This is a genomic window from Streptomyces sp. NPDC060232 (assembly GCF_042726555.1).
In the GTDB taxonomy this organism is placed as follows: domain Bacteria; phylum Actinomycetota; class Actinomycetes; order Streptomycetales; family Streptomycetaceae; genus Streptomyces.
The window spans coordinates 75,135-92,812 of the sequence record NZ_JBHXAG010000024.1; the positions used below are offsets into that span (position 1 = coordinate 75,135).

Below are 17,678 nucleotides of genomic sequence, written 5' to 3' on the forward strand. Positions count from 1 at the left end.
GCTTGTCACACCTTCAGGTACTTGCGCAGGGCGACGAATGCGGCCATGGAGGGCATCAGGAGGCCGATGAACAGCACGTACGGAAGCTTGGCCAGCACCGATCCCCAGCCCATGAAGTCGATGAGCTGGATCTTGTCGCGCAGGCCGACGCCGTGGTCGATCACGAAGTACTGGCCGGAGACGAGCATGACGCAGGCGAAGAGCGCGCCGATGAGCCCGGCGACGGCGGCCTCCATGATGAAGGGGACCTGGATGTAGAAGCTGGAGGCACCCACCAGCCGCATGATCCCGGTCTCCCGCCTTCGGCTGAACGCCGAGACACGCACGGTGTTGACGATCAGCAGCAGCGCCACGATCAGCATGATCGCCATGATGCCCACGGCGGCCATGTTGAGGTAGTTGAGGATCCGGAAGAGGTCGTCGATCGCCTGGCGCTGGTCGTCGACCGTGTGGATGCCGTCCCGGCCCGCGAAGGCGGAGGTGACCACCTTGTACTTCTCCGGGTTCTTCAGCTTGACCCGGAAGGACTCCTGCATCTGGTCGGGGGTGATGGAGGAGGCCAGGGCGGTGTGGCCGTACTGCTCCTGGTAGTGCTTGTACGCCTCGTCGGCCGACTCGTAGGTCACCGACTTGACCAGGGACATCGCCTTGAGCTCGGACTCGATCTGCCTCTTCTGCTCGTCGGTCACGGCGCCCTTGCGGCAGGTGGCGACGCCTCCCGCACCGCCTCCTGCGCTGTTGGCGGCGGCCTCGCCCGCCTCCTGGGCGTCCTGCTTGTTGCAGAGGTAGATCGAGACGTTGGCCTTGTCGTACCAGTAGCCCTTCATCCTGCCCACCTGCTCGCTCATGAGCAGGGAGCCGCCGAACAGGGCCAGGGACAGGGCCACGGAGATGATGACCGCGAAGGTCATGGTGAGATTGCGGCGGAGGCCGACGCCGATCTCGGACATGACGAACTGGGCGCGCATGACTCTCAAGGGCCTTTCAGTGCTGGTAGCCGTAGACGCCGCGCGACTGGTCGCGTACGAGTCGGCCCTGTTCGAGTTCGATGACGCGCTTGCGCATCTGGTCGACGATCTGCTGGTCGTGCGTCGCCATGATCACGGTGGTACCGGTCCGGTTGATCCGGTCCAGCAGCTTCATGATCCCGACGGAGGTCTGCGGGTCGAGGTTGCCGGTGGGCTCGTCCGCGATCAGCAGCGCCGGGCGGTTGACGAAGGCGCGGGCGATGGCCACGCGCTGCTGCTCACCGCCGGAGAGCTCGCCGGGCATGCGCTCTTCCTTGCCGCCCAGGCCGACCAGTTCCAGCACCTGCGGGACGGCCTTGCGGATCTCGCCCCGGGGCTTGCCGATGACCTCCTGGGCGAAGGCGACGTTCTCGGCCACCGTCTTGTTGGGCAGCAGGCGGAAGTCCTGGAAGACGGTCCCCAACTGGCGCCGCATCTGCGGGACCTTCCAGTTGGAGAGCTTGGCGAGGTCCTTGCCCAGGACGTGCACCTGGCCGTGGCTCGCCCGCTCCTCGCGCAGGATGAGGCGCAGGAACGTGGACTTGCCGGAGCCGGACGAGCCCACCAGGAAGACGAACTCGCCCTTCGCGATGTCGAGGGAGACTTCTCTGAGTGCGGGACGGCTCTGCTTCGGGTAGGACTTGGAGACGCTGTCGAATCGGATCACGGGTGCACCACGGTCGCCGGGAGTAGGTGTGCGTGACCATACGCGAACGGGCGCGAGGTGTGGACCCGGCATCCGGAGTTGTCCGCTTTATCCCGCGGTCCTGGAGGGTCCGGCCCGCGATTGCCTGGACGGGCCGCGCCGAATGTCGGCGAAGCTGGCACAGTGGTAGGGGGAACGGTCCGGTTCCCCGCGCCGTTATAGGCAGTGGAAAGACCGAGGGGACGAGAGGAGGAGCGCATGACATATGACCGGCTCGTGTGCGCGAACTGCGCCGCACCCGTCAGCCAGGGCCGCTGCCCGGTGTGCCGGGCGAACCGGAAGCACCTCCAGCAGGAGGGCCCCTTCTCCGGCCTGAACCCCGTGGCGCTCATCGTGCTCATGGTGGTCCTCGTGGCAGCTCTGGCCCTGGTGGCCCAGCAGACCGCCTAGCGGGCGCTCTGCGGGCGGGGTACGGCGCCGGTGCTCGTCGGTGCCCGCGCCGCGTACCGATCACATACAGCGGAAGGGCCCGGACACCTTGGGGTGTCCGGGCCCTTCCCGCGTTTGCCGGGGAGCGGGAGCGTCCTACGCGGTCTGCTCCTGCTGCTTGCGCCAGCGGATGCCGGCCTCCAGGAAGCCGTCGATCTCGCCGTCGAGGACCGCCTGCGGGTTGCCGACCTCGAACTCCGTGCGCAGGTCCTTGACCATCTGGTACGGGTGCAGGACGTAGGAGCGCATCTGGTTGCCCCAGGAGCTGCCGCCGTCCTTGAGGGCGTCCATCTTGGCCTGCTCCTCCTGGCGGCGCCGCTCCAGCAGCTTGGCCTGGAGGACGTTCATGGCGCTGGCCTTGTTCTGGATCTGCGAGCGCTCGTTCTGGCAGGAGACGACGATGCCGGTCGGGATGTGCGTGATGCGCACGGCCGAGTCGGTGGTGTTGACGCCCTGGCCGCCGGGGCCGGAGGCGCGGTAGACGTCGACGCGCAGCTCGGACTCGTCGATCTCGACGTGGTCGCTGGTCTCGACGACCGGGAGCACCTCGACGCCGGCGAAGGAGGTCTGGCGGCGGCCCTGGTTGTCGAAGGGCGAGATGCGCACGAGGCGGTGGGTGCCCTGCTCGACGGAGAGGGTGCCGTAGGCGTACGGGGCCTTGACGACGAAGGTGGTCGACTTGATGCCGGCCTCTTCCGCGTACGAGGTCTCGTAGATCTCCGTGGAGTAGCCGTGGCGCTCGGCCCAGCGCAGGTACATGCGCTGGAGGCGCTCGGCGAAGTCGGAGGCGTCGACGCCGCCGGCCTCGGCACGGATGTTGACCAGGGCCTCGCGCTCGGCGTACTCGCCGGAGAGCAGGGTCCGGACCTCCATCTCGTCCAGCGCCTTGCGGACGGACACCAGCTCGGTCTCGGCCTCTGCGAGGGTGTCCGCGTCGTCCATCTCCTGGGCGAGTTCGAACAGCACCCCGAGGTCGTCGATGCGTCCGCGCAGGGTTTCGGCCTTGCGCACCTCGGCCTGGAGGTGCGAAAGCTTGCTCGTGATCTTCTGGGCGGCTTCCGGGTCGTCCCACAGGGACGGCGCGGCGGCCTGCTCCTCAAGCACGGCGATATCTGCCCTCAGCTTGTCGAGGTCCAGGACGGCCTCGATCGACCCCATGGTCGAGGAGAGGGACTTCAGCTCTTCGGAAACATCGACGACTGCCACGGGTCCAGCGTAGCCGGTCCCCGGGCAAGCCCGTCCGGGCAGGCCGGATCACCCGTTCTGATGAAGGCTCGGACGGGCGTACGCTCACCGTATGACCGAATCGCTCGTCAAGCGCCGCCATGTGGACTACATGCGCGTCACGACGACGAGCTGTCAGCCGCCGGACCTCACCCAAGCCTGATCCACCCCGATCCGACTTGGTCCTGTAACGCGGCCCATGCGGTCCCGGCGCCAACCCTGCCGGCGACCCCTCCCCACCCGCGGCCCCGCCACCTCTGGGGAACAGGACCCCGTGACATCCGAAACGGAGCCGTCATGCCGTCCGCGCAGTCCCTCCCCGTCCTGGACCTCTCCCAGGCCGACGACCCGGCCCAGCGGGCCGACTTCCTGAAGCAGTTGCACGCAGCGGCCAGGGACACCGGTTTCCTGCACCTGACCGGGCACGGCGTCACCACCGCCGAGAGCGCCCGCATCCTGGAGCTGACCCGGGCCTTCTTCGCCCTGCCGGAGGCCGACCGGCTCGCCGTGAGCAATCTGAACTCCCCCCACTTCCGCGGCTACACCCGGATCGGGCACGAGCTGACCGGCGGGGCCTGCGACTGGCGCGACCAGCTGGACGTGGGCGCGGAGCGGCCGGCACCGGTGGTGGGCCCGGACGACCCGGCGTACCTGTGGCTGGAGGGCCCGAACCAGTGGCCCGCCGCCCTCCCCGAGCTCCGTACGGCGGTCCTGGAGTGGCAGTCCCGCCTGGCGGCGGTGGCGCACCGCCTGCTCCAGGAGCTGCTGGTCTCGATCGGCGCCCCGGCCGACTTCTTCGACGCGGCCTTCGCCGACCGCCCCCACCTGCACACCAAGCTGATCCGCTATCCGGGGTCGGCCCCGTCGGGCGCCGACCAGGGGGTCGGGGCGCACAAGGACTACGGCTTCCTCACGCTCCTGCTGCAGGACTCGGTGGGCGGCCTCCAGGTGGTCCGGGACGGCGGCTACGTGGACGTGCCGCCGATGCCGGGGGCCTTCGTGGTGAACCTGGGCGAGCTGCTGGAGATCGCGACCGAGGGCTACCTGACGGCGACCGACCACCGGGTGGTCAGCCCGCCGGGTGCGGTGGAGCGGTTCTCGGTGCCGTTCTTCTACAACCCGCGGCTGGACGCGGTGGTGGAGACCGTGCCGGGCGACTACCTGCGCTCGGCGCCCGGCGTCGCGCACGACGCGTCGAACCCGCTGCACGCCGAGTACGGGCGCAACGAACTGAAGGGCTGGGTCCGCGCCCACCCCGCCGTGGCGCGGCGCTGGCACCCGGAACTGGTGGCGGCGTAGGCCCGGGGGCTCCGCCCGGCCCTGCGGCGCTACGGGTGTCGGGGGCCCGACTGCTTGTTGTCCTGCCGGGGCTCCGGCTCCTCGCCTCCGGAGAGGGCCAGCCAGCTGCCCAGGCCGACCGCGGCGACCAGGGCCACCGCCACCGCCGACATGGTCAGGCGCCGCTTGCGGGCGGCCTCGGCCCGGTGGCGGGCCGAGCCGGGCCGGTGGCCGCCGGCCGGCCGCGGTACGCGGGCCGTGCCCAGTGCGCCGCCGGCCAGCTCGTCCGGCCCCGGCACCCGCATCGAGGTGTGGGTGTCCCGGTTGGAGTCGGTCGCCGACCCCGGCACGAGCGGGACCACGCCCCGCCGCCGTACCGGGTCGGCGGACGGTTCCTGCGAGGCCTCCGGCTCCGGTTCCGCCTCGTCCGGCTCGTCCACGTCCAGCGGCGGCATCCCGGCCAGCATCGGCAGCAGGTCCCGCAGCCGGACCGACAGCTCCGAGGCCCGCAGCCGCGAGGCGGGGGCCTTGGCCAGGCACTGCACCATCAGCTGCCACAGCTCGTCGGGGATACCCGGCAGCGGGACGACCGTCTCCGTCACGTGCCGCCGCAGGACCGCGCCCGGGTGGCCGCCGCCGAAGGGGGTGAACCCGGCCAGCAGCTCGTACAGGACGGTGGCCAGCGCGTATATGTCCACCGCCGCACGAGGGGGCAGGCCCTCGACGATCTCCGGGGCGAGGTAGTCCGGGGTGCCGATGATGCGGGTCGTCGGAGCCGTGGCCCGGCCCGCGGAGGCCCGCCGGGGGGAGTCGATCAGCTTGGCGACGCCGAAGTCGGTCAGCAGGGCCGGATGCGAGCCGCCCGGGCCGAGCGGGCCCTGCATGTCCAGCAGGACGTTCTCCGGCTTGACGTCCCGGTGCACGACCCCCGCCGCGTGCGCCGCGGCCAGCGCGTCGGCCACGTCCGCGACGATCGCCACGGCCGCCTCGGGGGCGAGCCTGCGCTCGCGGTCGAGCCGCGTGCGCAGGTCCGTCCCGCGTACGAGGTCCATGACGAGGGCGAGGTCGTTGCCGTCCACGACGAGGTCGCGGACGGAGACGACGTGCGGATGCTCCAGGCCGAGCAGGGCGCTGCGCTCCTGGACGAAGCGTCCGACCAGTTCCTGGTCGGACGCGAGGTCCTCGCGCAGCAGTTTCACGGCGACGGGCCCGTCAGGCCCCTCGCCCAGCCACACCGTGCCCGCGCTGCCGCGCCCCAGGATCTGGTGCGCGGTGTACCGGCTGCCGATTTTCCGTGCCACGACTGCTCCCTCAGTGGCTGGCGTACGCCCCAAAGCTACGCGGCCGCGTGGGCTTCGGGGGCCGGCAGGGGGCCCGATTCGCGACGACCTTCACTTCTGCGGGCGAAATCACGTCCTGGATGTCGACAAATCCACGAAGTCGGGGCTACGGGGCCCCCCTCAGGGCGTGGAGGAGCCGGAGGAGCCCGCCGAGTCGCCGACGGAGGTGACCCAGTCGACGGCGTCGCTGCCCCAGGTCCACACCTGGTCCCACCAGCCGCGGCCGGTGCCGATCCACTCCTGGAGCGGGGTCAGCTCCCAGACGAGCCAGCCGGCCACGAAGAACACCAGGATCAGCACCAGGCAGCCCTTGAGGCAGCCGAGGCCGGGGATCCGCACCGGGTTGGCGCTGCGGCGGCGCGGCTCGCGCGGCTCCCGGGGAGCCGGCGGCTGCGGCGGGGCCTGTTGCGGCCGACTGTACTGCGGTTGCTGAGGCTGCGGCGGCTGCTGGTACGGCTGGGGCCGGTTCTGCTGCGGCTGGTAGTGCTGCGGCGGGGGCGGCGGTGCGTACTGCTGCTGCGGAGGCTGCTGCGGCTGGCGGTACTGGGGCTGCTGCGGCTGCTGGTACTGCTGCTGCTGCGGCGGGCCCTGGCGGTACTGCTGCGGCTGCTGCCGGGGGTGGTGCTGCGGCGGCGGGGGCGCCTGGCGCTGCGGGCGGCGGCGCAGCGGGTCGTCCTCCGGGTCGAGGTACTGCATCTGCGTCTGCTCGTTGCGGTCGCGGGCGGCCCGCATCTGCGTCTGCCACGGGTGCGGCGCGTCGGGCTGCTGCACGGGCGGCATGACCGAGGTCGGGTCGGCCCCGGGGCCTGCCGCTTCCCCTGGCCCTCCGGGCCGGGGAGGCCCCATGGGCAGCACCGAGGTGGCGTCGGCCGCGCCGACCGGCGGCATGACGCTGGTCATGGCGTTCGGGTCGTAGGCGCCCGCCGGGGTGCCCGCTCCGGAGGGCAGCACCTGGGTCGGGTCCGCGGCGCCGGGGGTCTCGGGGACCGGGGCCGGCGAGGGGTCGGGCGCGAGGAGGGCGCCCACGCCGAGCGCGGCCTCCACCTCGGCGCCCGTGGAGTGCACGCCGATACCGGCGGCGACCACGCGCAGGGCGCGGGCCAGGTTCGCGGCGCTGGGGCGCTCGTTCGGCTCCTTGCGCAGACAGCGCTCGACGACCGTCCACAGCGGCTCGGGCACGGTCGAGGGGCGCTGCGGCTCCTCGCTGAGGTGGCGGTGGAGCACTTCGAGGGCGGTGCCGCCGGCGAACGGCGGGCGGCCGGTGAGCAGTTCGTAGAGCAGGATGCCGGCGCCGTAGATGTCGACGGCGGAGGTCTGCGGGCGGCCCTCGGCGGACTCGGGGGCGATGTAGGCCGGGGTGCCGACGAACTCGTGCGTGCGGGTCAGGCCCGGGGAGTCGGCGAGGCGGGCGATGCCGAAGTCGGTCAGCATCGGCTTCATCTGCCCGTCGCGCTCGTCGAGCAGCACGTTGGCCGGCTTGAGGTCGCGGTGCACGACGCCGTCGGCGTGGCTGGCGGCGAGCGCGTCCGCGATCTGGGCAGTCAGCAGGCTCGCGGCGACGGGCGTGAAGGGGCCGTTCTCGCGCAGGTACCGGTGCAGGTCCGGGCCGTCGATCAGGTCCATGACCAGGGCCAGCAGGTCGCCCTCGACGACGAGGTCACGGGTGCGCACGATGTTGGAGTGGGTCAGGCGCAGCAGGACCGAGCGCTCCCGCAGGAAGCGCATGACGATGTCGGCGTCCTGGGCCAGCTCCTCCTTGAGGACCTTGATGGCCACGGTCTCGCCGGGCTGGCCCGCTACGGCCGCCTCCGCGCCGGCGGTCTCCCTCTGGCGGGCACGCCAGACAGTGCCCGTGGCGCCGCGCCCGAGCGGCTCCTCGAGCAGGTATTTACTGCCGACTGGCCGCACGTCTCGCGCTCCCCTGCTGTCGTCTGCTGTGGTCGTTCCGTCGAGTGGTTTTCCGGCCCACTCTAGGGGGTGTCCCCCGGGAAGACGCGGCTCCGCTGAGGTTGGTTGCCGCACATATGTACGGAGGGTGACGTTTTCGGGGTATGCCGGAGGCGATTTTCCCCTTCTTTCCCCCGCTCGCGGTCCGGATTCGATCGGCCCCGGCGCGGCCGGTGCCAGATCAAGATCATTTATTGCCGGGTGCCGGGCGTGTTGTCCGCGACAGGTGCGAGGATGCACCCGTACGGAACGGCACGGGACGGGAGCCCCGCCTTCCGGGCAGACCTGACCGGACGACGCGTCCGTGCCGGGCGGGGGGCGATCGGGCAGTCATGTCACGACGATCCCCCTGCCGGGCGCACACACCGCGCACCGCGCAGAAGGGACCGCTGACGGCGATGCAGATCCGGCTGACCGTCCTCGGGTCGCGCAGCGGCCACCAGACCGCGACCGCCCCCGCGAGCTGTGACGTGCTCGTCACCGCGCCCGCCGGCACCGCGCTGGCCGCGGTCGCCTCCGGGCTCGCGGCCACCGTCGGCGGCCCCGACACCGGGGGCACGGTCGTGCTGTACGCGGGCTCCGAACGCCTCGACCTCCAGCGGCGGGTGCTGGGCGAGCCGCCGCTGGTGGACGGCGCGGTGCTGGCGCTGCACTCGCCGATGCCGGACGTGCTGCCCGAGGACGGCCTCGGCGCACCCCAGCTGCACGTCGTGGCCGGACCCGACGCCGGCGGGGTGCACCTGCTGCACGACGGGCAGATCCGCATCGGCCGCTCCGGCGACGCCGACGTGCCGCTGGACGACCCGGACGTGTCCCGGATGCACTGCGCGGTGACGGTGATCGGCGACGGCCGGGTCGCCGTCGCCGACCTGGGCTCCACGAACGGCACCACCCTCGACGGCTCCCCGGTGGGGACCCAGCCGGTCGCCCTGCCCCCGGGGGCGCTGCTGCGGGTCGGCGAGTCCACCCTGCGGCTGGCGCCCGGGGGCGCGCCCGCGCTGGCGGTGACCCCGGACCAGGAGGGCCACCTGGCCCTCGCCGCGCCCACCCCGCCTTCCGGCCCCGTCGGCCCCGAGGGCCCCACGGGGGCCTTCCCCGACGGCCCGGACACCGCGGCGGGTGCCCGCGGCCCGGCCGGCCCCGGCGCCGGGCTGTACGGGCCGCCCGGCCCACACGCCCGGTCCGCCGTCCGCGGCGGGACGCCGGGCGCCTCCGGCACGGCCGCGGGCAGCGCCGGGCCCTACGGACCGGACGACGCGGCCCACCCGGGCGTCCCCGGGCCGGCCGGCGGCCCCGGCGCGACCGGGCCGGACGGGGCGGGGACCGGATCCGGCCGCCGCAAGGGCCTCGGCGCGTGGGCCCGCAGATGGATGCGCGGGGAGGACGTCGCACAGGCCGTCGCGGAGGCCGCGGACACCGCCGCCGCACCCCACCCCGACGACCCGGCCGCGCTGCTGCTGGCCGCGATGGGCCCCACCGGACGCCTGTGGTCCCGTACGCCCGGGCGAGCCGGTCACGCCGCGCTGCTGGAGGTCGGGCTCGGCGCCGGGAGCCGGGTGTCCCTGCCCTCCGTCGGCGCCCTCGGCCTCGCCGGCCCGCGGGCCCGGCTGTCCGGGGCCGCCCGCTGGGTGGTCGCGCAGCTCGCGGGGCTGCACGCCCCGGGGCAGTTGGAGATCGTGCTGGTCTGCGCCGACCGGGCCCGTCCGCTCGCCGACCGGCGGCGCGACTGGGGCTGGCTGGGGTGGCTGCCCCACGTACGGCCCGGGCACGGCCAGGACTGCCGCCTGCTCCTCGCGTACGACCGCGACCAGGCCGCCGCCCGCACGGCCGAGCTGACCCGGCGCCTCGACGACGGACCGCTCGGCGCGCACTGGGCGAGCGCCTCCCCCGAACAGGTCCGGGAGGCCGCCGACGCCTACGAGGGCCCCTCCACGCTCCTCGTCCTCGACGGCGATCCCGGCACCGGCGCGCTGCGCGACATCACCGGCCGGCTCGCCTCGCACGGCCCGGCCGCCGGGATCCACGTCCTGGCGCTCGCAGAGGCCCCGGCGGCCACTCCCGCCTCCCCGGTCACCGAGACGTACGAGAGCGCCTGCGCGGCCACCCCCGCCTTCCGGGACTGCGGTGCGGTCGCCCTGCTCAGCGGGGACGTGGCCACGGCCGTACGCACCTTCACGGTGCGCGGCGGCCTGCCGGTCCCGTCCGGGGGCACCGCGGTCTCCGACGCCGTCTCCGCCGCCTGGGCCGAGCGGTTCGCCCGGGCCCTGGCGCCCCTGCGGCCCACCGACGGCGCGGCCTGCGGGCCGAGCCGACCCACGGCCGCCGCGCTGCCCGCCACGGCGCGGCTGCTGGACGAGCTGGGGCTGGCCCGGGCCACTCCGGCCTCCCTGATGGCACGCTGGGCGGCCGCCACCGACCAGGGGCAGGGCCAGGGCGGCCTGGCCGAGATCGTGCTCGGCAGCGGGCGGCGCGGACCCGTCGGCACCGAACTGGTCCACGACGGCCCGCACCTGATCGTCGAGGGGCCCGCCGGGAGCGGCCGCACCGAGCTGCTGCGGTCGGTGGCGGCGTCGTTGTGCGCGGGCGCCCGGCCGGACCGGCTCGGGCTGGTCCTCCTCGACGGGGCGGGCGGCGAGCGCGGCGACGGGCTGCTGCCCTGCACCGAACTCCCGCACGTCTGCGCCCACCTGGTCGCCTCCGATCCGCTGCGCATGCGGGAGTTCGCCCAGGCGCTGGGCGCGGAGCTCAAGCGGCGCGCCGAGCTGCTGGACGGGGTGCCCTTCGCCGAGTGGCACGCACAGCGGGAGGTGTCCGGACGGATGGTCGCGCCCCGCCGGCCCGCCCCGGGCGAGGTCCGCGGCGACGGCGGCCCGTCCGCCGGCTCGCCGGGCCACGGCGAGCCCGTACGGACCGGAACGCTCCGGCTGCGCGCCTCCGCCACGCGGACGGATCCGGTCGGGCCGAGCCCGCTGCCGCGCCTGGTGGTGCTGGTGGACGACCTCGACGCGCTGGTCGCGCCCGGCCTGGGCAGCGCGGGCCGCCCGGCCGCCGGTTCGGTGGTCCGGGTGCTGGAGGCGGTGGCCCGTGACGGCGCCCGGCTCGGCGTGCACCTGGTGGCGAGCACCTCCCGCCCGGACCGTACGGCCGACACCGGCCCGGCCCGGCTGGCGGCCCTGCGGGTGGAGCTCGAAGCCCCGGACCGGCCGGGGCCCGGCCGGGGCGTGCTCCGCTTCGCGGACGGCCGCACGGTGCCGTTCCAGGCGGGCCGGGTCACCGGGCGGATCCCGCGGACGGCGACCCTGCGGCCGACGGTGGTCCCGGTGGAGTGGGAGCGGATGGGCGATCCGCCCGCCCGCCGGCCGGTGCGCGAGCTGGGCAACGGCCCGACCGACCTCGCGCTGCTGGCCAGCGCCCTGGACCGGGCCGCGCACCTGGTCTCGGCGATACCCGTGCTGTTCCCGGCGGCCCCCTGAGAGGGAGTCCGGGCCGCCGAGAGGGCGTCTAGCCCCCTGAGAGGTCGTCCGGGCCGCGCCCGTCCCCGGCGCGCGTGCTCGCGCCCTTCCCCCCGACGCGGTATTGCGGGGCCGCGCGGGTCGGCGTAGACCTTGTGGTCCGGGACACACCACGGGTATCGGGGGCAGAGCCATGCGCGAGCACGGAACGGGCCGTACGCATCTCAAGTGGGCGACGCTGGCCGTCGCGGGCGCGCTGGCGCTCACCGCCTGCGGGGGCGACGCCGACAAGGATCCGGCGCCGCAGGGCGCCGCGGCCTCGCCCGGGGTGGAGTTACCGAAACTGGACGGCGAGAAACTCCAGGTCGCAGCGGTCTGGACGGGTCCCGAGCAGGAGAACTTCACCAAGGTCCTCAAGGAGTTCGAGAAGCGGACGGGGGCCACCGTCACCTTCGTCCCGGCCCAGGACCCGATCGTCACCTTCCTCGGCACGAAGATCGCCGGCGGGGCTCCGCCGGACGTGGCGCTGCTGCCGCAGGTCGGGGCGCTGGTCTCGGCGGTGCAGAACAAGTGGGCGCAGCCGGTGGGACCGGAGGCGCAGGCGCAGCTCGACAAGAACTACTCGGCGGGCTGGAAGTCGCTGGGCGCGGTCGGCGGCACCCAGTACGGCGTCTACTACAAAGCCGCCAACAAGTCGCTGATCTGGTACAACGCCAAGGCCTTCGAGGCGGCGGGGGTCAAGCCTCCCACGACCTGGAAGGAACTGATCACCGCGGCGGACACCCTGTCGGCGTCGGGTACCCCGGCGGTCTCGGTCGCGGGCGCGGACGGCTGGACCCTGACGGACTGGTTCGAGAACGTCTACCTCTCCCAGGCGGGCCCGGAGAAGTACGACCAGTTGGCCAAGCACCACATCAAGTGGACCGACGGCAGCGTCAGGCAGGCCCTGACGACGCTCGCCGAACTGTTCGGGCGCAAGGACTTCCTGGCGGGCGGTACGAGCGGCGCGCTGGCCACCGAGTTCCCGAAGTCGGTGACGCAGACCTTCACGGGCGGCGACCGGCCGGCGGCCGCGATGGTCTTCGAGGGCGACTTCGTCGCGGTGAACATCGCGCAGACCGACGCGAAGGTCGGCGAGGACGCCCTGGTCTTCCCCTTCCCGGCGGTCGGCGCGAAGGCGCCGGTGGTCTCGGGCGGTGACGTGGCGGTCGCGCTGAAGCCCTCCAAGGGCGCGCAGGCGCTGCTGACCTTCCTGGCGTCGGCGGACGCGGCGCAGATCCAGGCCCGCGAGGGCGGTTTCGTCTCCCCGAACAAGGCCGTCGACCCGGCGGCCTACCCGAACGACATCCAGCGCGGTATCGCCAAGGCGCTGATCGCGGCGGGCGACGACTTCCGTTTCGACATGTCGGACCAGGCGCCGGCGGCCTTCGGCGGGACGCCGGGCGCGGGCGAGTGGAAGGCGCTCCAGGACTTCCTGGCGAACCCGTCGGACGTGGCGGGCACCCAGGCGAAACTGGAGGCGGACGCGGCCAAGGCCTACGGGAACTGATCCCGTGACGGCCCCCGCCGCACACGGTCCCTCCGCACAGGGTCCCTCCTCCGCAGCCTCGCCCTCCCCCGCGGGCTCCCCCGGGCACGGTCCCACCCCCGCGTACGGTCCCACCCCTGCCCGCGGGCTCTCCGCCGAGGCCCGGCGCCGCCGTCTGGTGGCGGCGGCGTTCCTCCTGCCGGCCCTCGTGCTGCTCGGCGCGCTCGTCGTGCACCCGATCGGCTACTCGCTCTACCGCAGCTTCTTCGACCGCTCCGGCGAGGTGTTCGTCGGCGGCGGCAACTACCGGGAGATCCTCAGCGACGACGGCATCCGCACCGCCCTGAAGAACACGGCGGTGTGGGTGGTGCTCGCCCCGGCCACGGCCACCGCGCTCGGGCTGATCTTCGCGGTGCTCACCGAAAGGGTGCGCTGGGGAACGGCGTTCAAGCTGCTGGTGTTCATGCCGATGGCGATCTCGATGCTGGCGGCGGGCATCATCTTCCGGCTCGTCTACGACCACGACCCCGACCGGGGCGTCGCCAATGCCGTGTGGGTCGGCGTCCACGACACCTTCGCGCAGTCCTCGGCCTTCCCCAAGGCCCGTCCGGGCCGTGACTCGCCGCTGGCGGACGCCGGCGGGGGCGCCTTCGTGACCCGTGAGCCGGTCCGCGCGGGCAGCCCGGTGCTGCTCCCGCTGGTCGGCGTGGCCCCGGAGGCACTGCCGGACGGGACCCGTACGGCGGGCGCACCGGAGCCCGAGCCGGGGAAGGTCACCGGCACGGTCTGGCAGGACTTCACCCGGGGCGGGGGCGGCGCGACGAACGTGGTCGACCCGAGCGAGCAGGGCTTCTCCGGGATGCGGATCGAGGCGGTCAGGGACGGCCGGGTCGTCGACACGGCGACGGCCCGCGCCGACGGCACCTTCACCCTGTCCGCGCAGGCCGACGGGGCACTGCTGCGGCTGCCCGCGGCCAACTTCCGGGAGGCGTACGGCGGGGTGGAGTGGCTCGGTCCGGCGCTGGTCACCCCGGCGGTCATCGGGGCGTACGTGTGGATGTGGGCCGGTTTCGCGATGGTGCTGATCGGGGCCGGGCTGGCGGCCGTACCGCGCGAGCTGCTGGAGGCGGCGCGGGTGGACGGGGCGAACGAGTGGCAGGTGTTCCGGCGGATCACCGTCCCGCTGCTGGCGCCGCTGCTGGCGGTCGTGCTCGTCACGCTCGTCATCAACGTCATGAAGATCTTCGACCTGGTCTTCGTGATCGCTCCCGGTGCGGTCCAGGACGACGCGAACGTGCTCGCGCTCCAGCTGTACCGGACGTCCTTCGGCACCGACGCCGATCCGGGTCTGGGCAGCGCCATCGCCGTGCTGCTGCTGGTGCTGGTGGTTCCGGTGATGCTCGTGAACATCCGCCGTCTGCGCAAGGAGGGGGCCCGATGAGCCGTTCCGAGGCGGCGCCGGACCCGACGGGAGAGCCCCGCCCGTCCGTCCGCGGCAACGGCGCCCGGGCCGGACGTGCGACGACGTGGGCCGGGCGGGCCGCCGGCGGCCTGGCCGGCGGGGCGGTGCGCGTCTTCCTGGTCGTGGCGGCGCTCTTCTGGCTGCTGCCCACCCTGGGGCTGCTGTTCTCCTCCCTCGTCTCCCCGACCGACCTGAACGACGGCGGCTGGTGGCAGGTGTTCGGCGCGCCCTCGCGGCTGACCGCCGACAACTACGAGCGGCTGCTGGCCAACGACACGATCACCTCCTCCCTGCTGAACACGTTCGCCATCGCGGTGCCGGCCACCCTGCTCGTGCTGGCCCTCGGCGCGTTCGCCGGATACGCCTTCGCCTGGCTGGAGTTCCCCGGCCGGGACTGGCTGTTCCTCGCCGTCGTCGCACTGCTCGTCGTACCCGTACAGGTGGCGCTGATCCCGGTGTCGGAACTCTTCGGCACCATCGGCCTGTTCGAGACCACGGCGGGCGTGGTGCTCTTCCACACCGCCTTCGGTCTGCCCTTCGCCGTGTTCCTGCTGCGCAACTTCTTCGCGGAGATCCCTCGCGAGCTGCTGGAGGCGGCCCGTCTCGACGGGGCGGGTGAACTGCGGCTGTTCACGCGGGTGGTGCTGCCGCTGGGCGGACCGGCGATCGCCTCGCTCGGCATCTTCCAGTTCCTGTGGGTGTGGAACGACATGCTGGTGGCGCTGGTCTTCGCCGACTCGGCCAACGCGCCGATCACTGTCGCGCTCCAGCAGCAGGTACGGCAGTTCGGGAACAACATCGACGTACTGGCGCCCGGCGCCTTCCTGTCGATGGCGGTCCCGCTCGTCGTCTTCTTCGCCTTCCAGCGGCAGTTCGTCACGGGGGTGATGGCCGGCGCGGTCAAGTAGGTCCTGTCTGGAGTTCCCCCGCGGCGTTGCACCTGACGTGCGGCGTTGACGCTGCGAAACCCGAATGCCGCACACCGCGTAACCCGATCGCCACGCCGGGGGTTCCTGGGCCATATGCCCGTGCCGACCCCTGGATGTGCCGTGCCCCGGTTCAGCGTCATCGTGCCCGCGTACAAGGTCCAGGCCTATCTCCAGGAGAGTCTGGACTCGGTCCTGACGCAGTCGTACCCGGACCTGGAACTGATTGCCGTCGACGACGCCTCCCCCGACGCCTGCGGTTCGATCATCGACGAGTACGCGGCCCGCGACCCCCGGGTGACCGCGGTGCACCTGGCGCACAACCTGGGGCTGGGCCCGGCACGGAACGCGGGCCTGGCCCGGGCCACCGGCGACTACCTGATCTTCCTCGACGGCGACGACACCCTGGCCCCCGGCGCCCTTCAGGCGGTCACCGACCGGCTGAAGGCCACCGGTTCCCCCGACGTCCTGGTCTACGACTACGCGCGCGCCTACTGGTCCGGGGAACTGGTGCGCAACCGGCTCTCGCACCGGCTGTCGCAGGACGGCCCGGCCAGCTTCCGGCTCGCCGACCGCCCGGCCCTGCTCGCCATGCTGATGGTGGTGTGGAACAAGGCGTACCGCCGTGAGTACGTCGAGCGCGAGGGCCTCTCGTTCCCGCCCGGACTCTACGAGGACACCCCCTGGACCTACCCGGCACTGCTGGCCGCCGAGTCCGTCGCCGTCCTGGACCGGGTCTGCGTGCACTACCGCCAGCGGCGCACCGGATCGATCCTGACCACCCGCAGCCCCCGCCACCTGGAGATCTTCGACCAGTACGACCGGGTCTTCGGGTATCTCGCCGGGCGCCCCGAGCTGGAGCGCTGGCGCTCCACCCTGCACCGCCGGATGGCAGAGCACTTCTGCGCCGTCTACGCCGACCCGCGCCGCCTCCCCCGCGGCAGCCGGGCCGAGTTCTTCGCCCGGGCCTCCGCCCTGCTGCGCCGCTACCGCGCCCCGGGCGGCCGGAGTTCGCTGCCGCTGTCCCTGTCGCGGACCGACCGGATCCGGCACGCCCTGATGCGGCTGGGCGCCCGGCGCGGCTACCGGCTGCTGTCGGTGCTGCGCGCGGCGGGACTGGCGGTGGGCCGGGCCGCCTCGGCCCTGGGGCAGGGCCTGCGCGAGTCCTCGCTGCGGTTGCACTACCGGATCCAGCGGCTGCTGCCGCTGCGCCCGGAGCTCGCGGTCTTCTCCGCGTACTGGCACGGCGGTTACGCCTGCAACCCGGCGGCGATCGAGGCGAAACTGCGGGAACTGGCGCCCCGGATGCGGACGGCGTGGATCTGCGATCCGGTGCACGCCGCGACGCTCCCGCGGGAGACGGTGGCGCTGCGCCCCGGTTCGGCGGCGTACTGGAGCGCCCTGGCCCGGGCCGGCTACCTGGTCACGAACGTCAACTTCGACCGCGCGCTGGTCAAGCGGCCCGGCCAGATCCTGCTGCAGACGCAGCACGGCACCCCGCTCAAGCGGGTCGGCCTCGACCTCCAGGACCGGCCGGCGGCCACCCCGACCGCGGACTTCGCGGGCCTGCTGCGCGGCGCCGACCAGTGGGACTACCTGCTCTCGGCGAACCGGCACTCCACGCTGGTGTGGGAGAAGGCGGTCCCGTCCTCCTACACCACCCTCGAATACGGCTACCCGCGCAACGACGTCTTCCACCGGGCGACCCGGACGCAGGTGCTGGAGCTGCGCGAGCGGCTGGGCATCCCGGCGGGCTCGACGGCGATCCTGTACGCACCCACCCACCGCGACTACCGCCGCAGCCGGCCGGACCACCTGGACTTCGAGCGGCTCCTGAGGGACCTGGGCCCGCGCTTCACGGTGCTGCTCCGCACGCACCTGACGTACGCGGACACCGACCGCTCCTGGGAGCCCCACCCGCGCCTCGTGGACGTCTCCTCGTACCCGTCGGTGGAGGAGCTGTGCCTGGCCTCCGACGCCCTGGTCACGGACTACTCGTCGCTGATGTTCGACTACGCGGCGCTGGACCGGCCGATCGTGATCCACGCGGACGACTGGGAGGCGTACGAGGCGGCCAGGGGCACGTACTTCGACCTGCGGTCGTCTCCGCCGGGCGCGATCGCCCGCACCCAGGACGAGCTGGTGGACATCTTCACCACGGGCCACTGGCAGGGCTCCCGCTCCGCGCAGCTCCGCTCGGCCTTCCGCGCCCGCTTCTGCCCGTACGAGGACGGCCACGCGGCGGAACGGGTGGTCCGCCGGGTCTTCCTGGACCAGCCGGCCCCGACCCCGCCGGTCACCCCCCTCCCGAACCGCAACCCGGCCCCACCGGCCCCGTCCCCCAGCCCGGAACCGACCCTGGCCCACGTCTGGCCGTAG

General features: G+C 73.4%; 12 protein-coding genes. 7 read left to right on the forward strand and 5 right to left on the reverse strand.

Translation table 11 applies throughout. The features are described 5' to 3' along the window. Positions 1 to 5: 5 nt before the first annotated feature. Together ftsX and ftsE are read right to left on the reverse strand one after the other, a co-directional pair. Entirely contained in the window at positions 6 to 968 is a 963-nt protein-coding gene (ftsX, locus tag ACFWFZ_RS28620; protein ID WP_387125860.1) for a permease-like cell division protein FtsX, read from the reverse strand. A 16-nt stretch (positions 969 to 984) separates the two neighbouring features. Further along, positions 985 to 1,674 (reverse strand): cell division ATP-binding protein FtsE, encoded by a 690-nt coding sequence (gene ftsE, locus ACFWFZ_RS28625; protein WP_030011324.1) that lies wholly within the window; start codon positions 1,672 to 1,674, stop codon positions 985 to 987. 237 nt (positions 1,675 to 1,911) lie between these two features. Between ftsE and ACFWFZ_RS28630 the strand changes: the two genes are divergently transcribed. Next, positions 1,912 to 2,103 carry a hypothetical protein gene (locus tag ACFWFZ_RS28630; RefSeq protein WP_387125862.1) on the forward strand — a complete coding sequence of 64 codons (192 nt, stop codon included), beginning with the start codon at positions 1,912 to 1,914 and terminating at the stop codon, positions 2,101 to 2,103. 135 nt (positions 2,104 to 2,238) lie between these two features. Here ACFWFZ_RS28630 and prfB read toward each other — a convergent pair whose 3' ends face one another. Beyond that, positions 2,239 to 3,348 carry a peptide chain release factor 2 gene (gene prfB / locus ACFWFZ_RS28635; RefSeq protein WP_030028285.1) on the reverse strand — a complete coding sequence of 370 codons (1,110 nt, stop codon included), beginning with the start codon at positions 3,346 to 3,348 and terminating at the stop codon, positions 2,239 to 2,241. A gap of 315 nt (positions 3,349 to 3,663) precedes the next feature. Here prfB and ACFWFZ_RS28640 point away from each other — a divergent pair, with 315 nt between their 5' ends. Further along, a complete protein-coding gene (locus ACFWFZ_RS28640) occupies positions 3,664 to 4,665 on the forward strand; it encodes an isopenicillin N synthase family dioxygenase (RefSeq protein WP_387125863.1) in 1,002 nt (333 codons plus the stop codon). Positions 4,666 to 4,694: 29 nt separating this feature from the next. On the opposite strand, the gene ACFWFZ_RS28645 is transcribed toward ACFWFZ_RS28640, so the two are convergent. Beyond that, positions 4,695 to 5,945 carry a serine/threonine-protein kinase gene (locus ACFWFZ_RS28645; RefSeq protein WP_387125864.1) on the reverse strand — a complete coding sequence of 417 codons (1,251 nt, stop codon included), beginning with the start codon at positions 5,943 to 5,945 and terminating at the stop codon, positions 4,695 to 4,697. Between the two features lie 159 nt (positions 5,946 to 6,104). After that, on the reverse strand, positions 6,105 to 7,892 hold the full coding sequence (locus ACFWFZ_RS28650; RefSeq protein ID WP_387125865.1) for a serine/threonine-protein kinase: 1,788 nt from the start codon (positions 7,890 to 7,892) through the stop codon (positions 6,105 to 6,107). Between the two features lie 437 nt (positions 7,893 to 8,329). On the opposite strand from ACFWFZ_RS28650, the gene ACFWFZ_RS28655 reads away from it, so the two are divergent. The 5 genes from ACFWFZ_RS28655 to ACFWFZ_RS28675 all read left to right on the forward strand — a co-directional run bounded on the left by ACFWFZ_RS28655 (position 8,330) and on the right by ACFWFZ_RS28675 (position 17,678). Next, a complete protein-coding gene (locus ACFWFZ_RS28655) occupies positions 8,330 to 11,404 on the forward strand; it encodes an FHA domain-containing protein (RefSeq protein WP_387125894.1) in 3,075 nt (1,024 codons plus the stop codon). 172 nt (positions 11,405 to 11,576) lie between these two features. Next, positions 11,577 to 12,932 carry an ABC transporter substrate-binding protein gene (locus tag ACFWFZ_RS28660; protein ID WP_387125866.1) on the forward strand — a complete coding sequence of 452 codons (1,356 nt, stop codon included), beginning with the start codon at positions 11,577 to 11,579 and terminating at the stop codon, positions 12,930 to 12,932. A gap of 4 nt (positions 12,933 to 12,936) precedes the next feature. Beyond that, positions 12,937 to 14,352, forward strand: a complete 1,416-nt coding sequence (locus tag ACFWFZ_RS28665) for a carbohydrate ABC transporter permease (RefSeq protein ID WP_387125867.1) — start codon at positions 12,937 to 12,939, stop codon at positions 14,350 to 14,352. Continuing rightward, complete coding sequence (locus ACFWFZ_RS28670; RefSeq protein ID WP_387125868.1) at positions 14,349 to 15,281, forward strand: carbohydrate ABC transporter permease; 933 nt, start codon at positions 14,349 to 14,351, stop codon at positions 15,279 to 15,281. Before ACFWFZ_RS28665 ends, ACFWFZ_RS28670 begins: the two co-directional genes overlap by 4 nt. 141 nt (positions 15,282 to 15,422) lie before the next feature. Continuing rightward, positions 15,423 to 17,678, forward strand: coding sequence for a CDP-glycerol glycerophosphotransferase family protein (locus ACFWFZ_RS28675; RefSeq protein ID WP_387125869.1), 2,256 nt, complete (start codon positions 15,423 to 15,425; stop codon positions 17,676 to 17,678).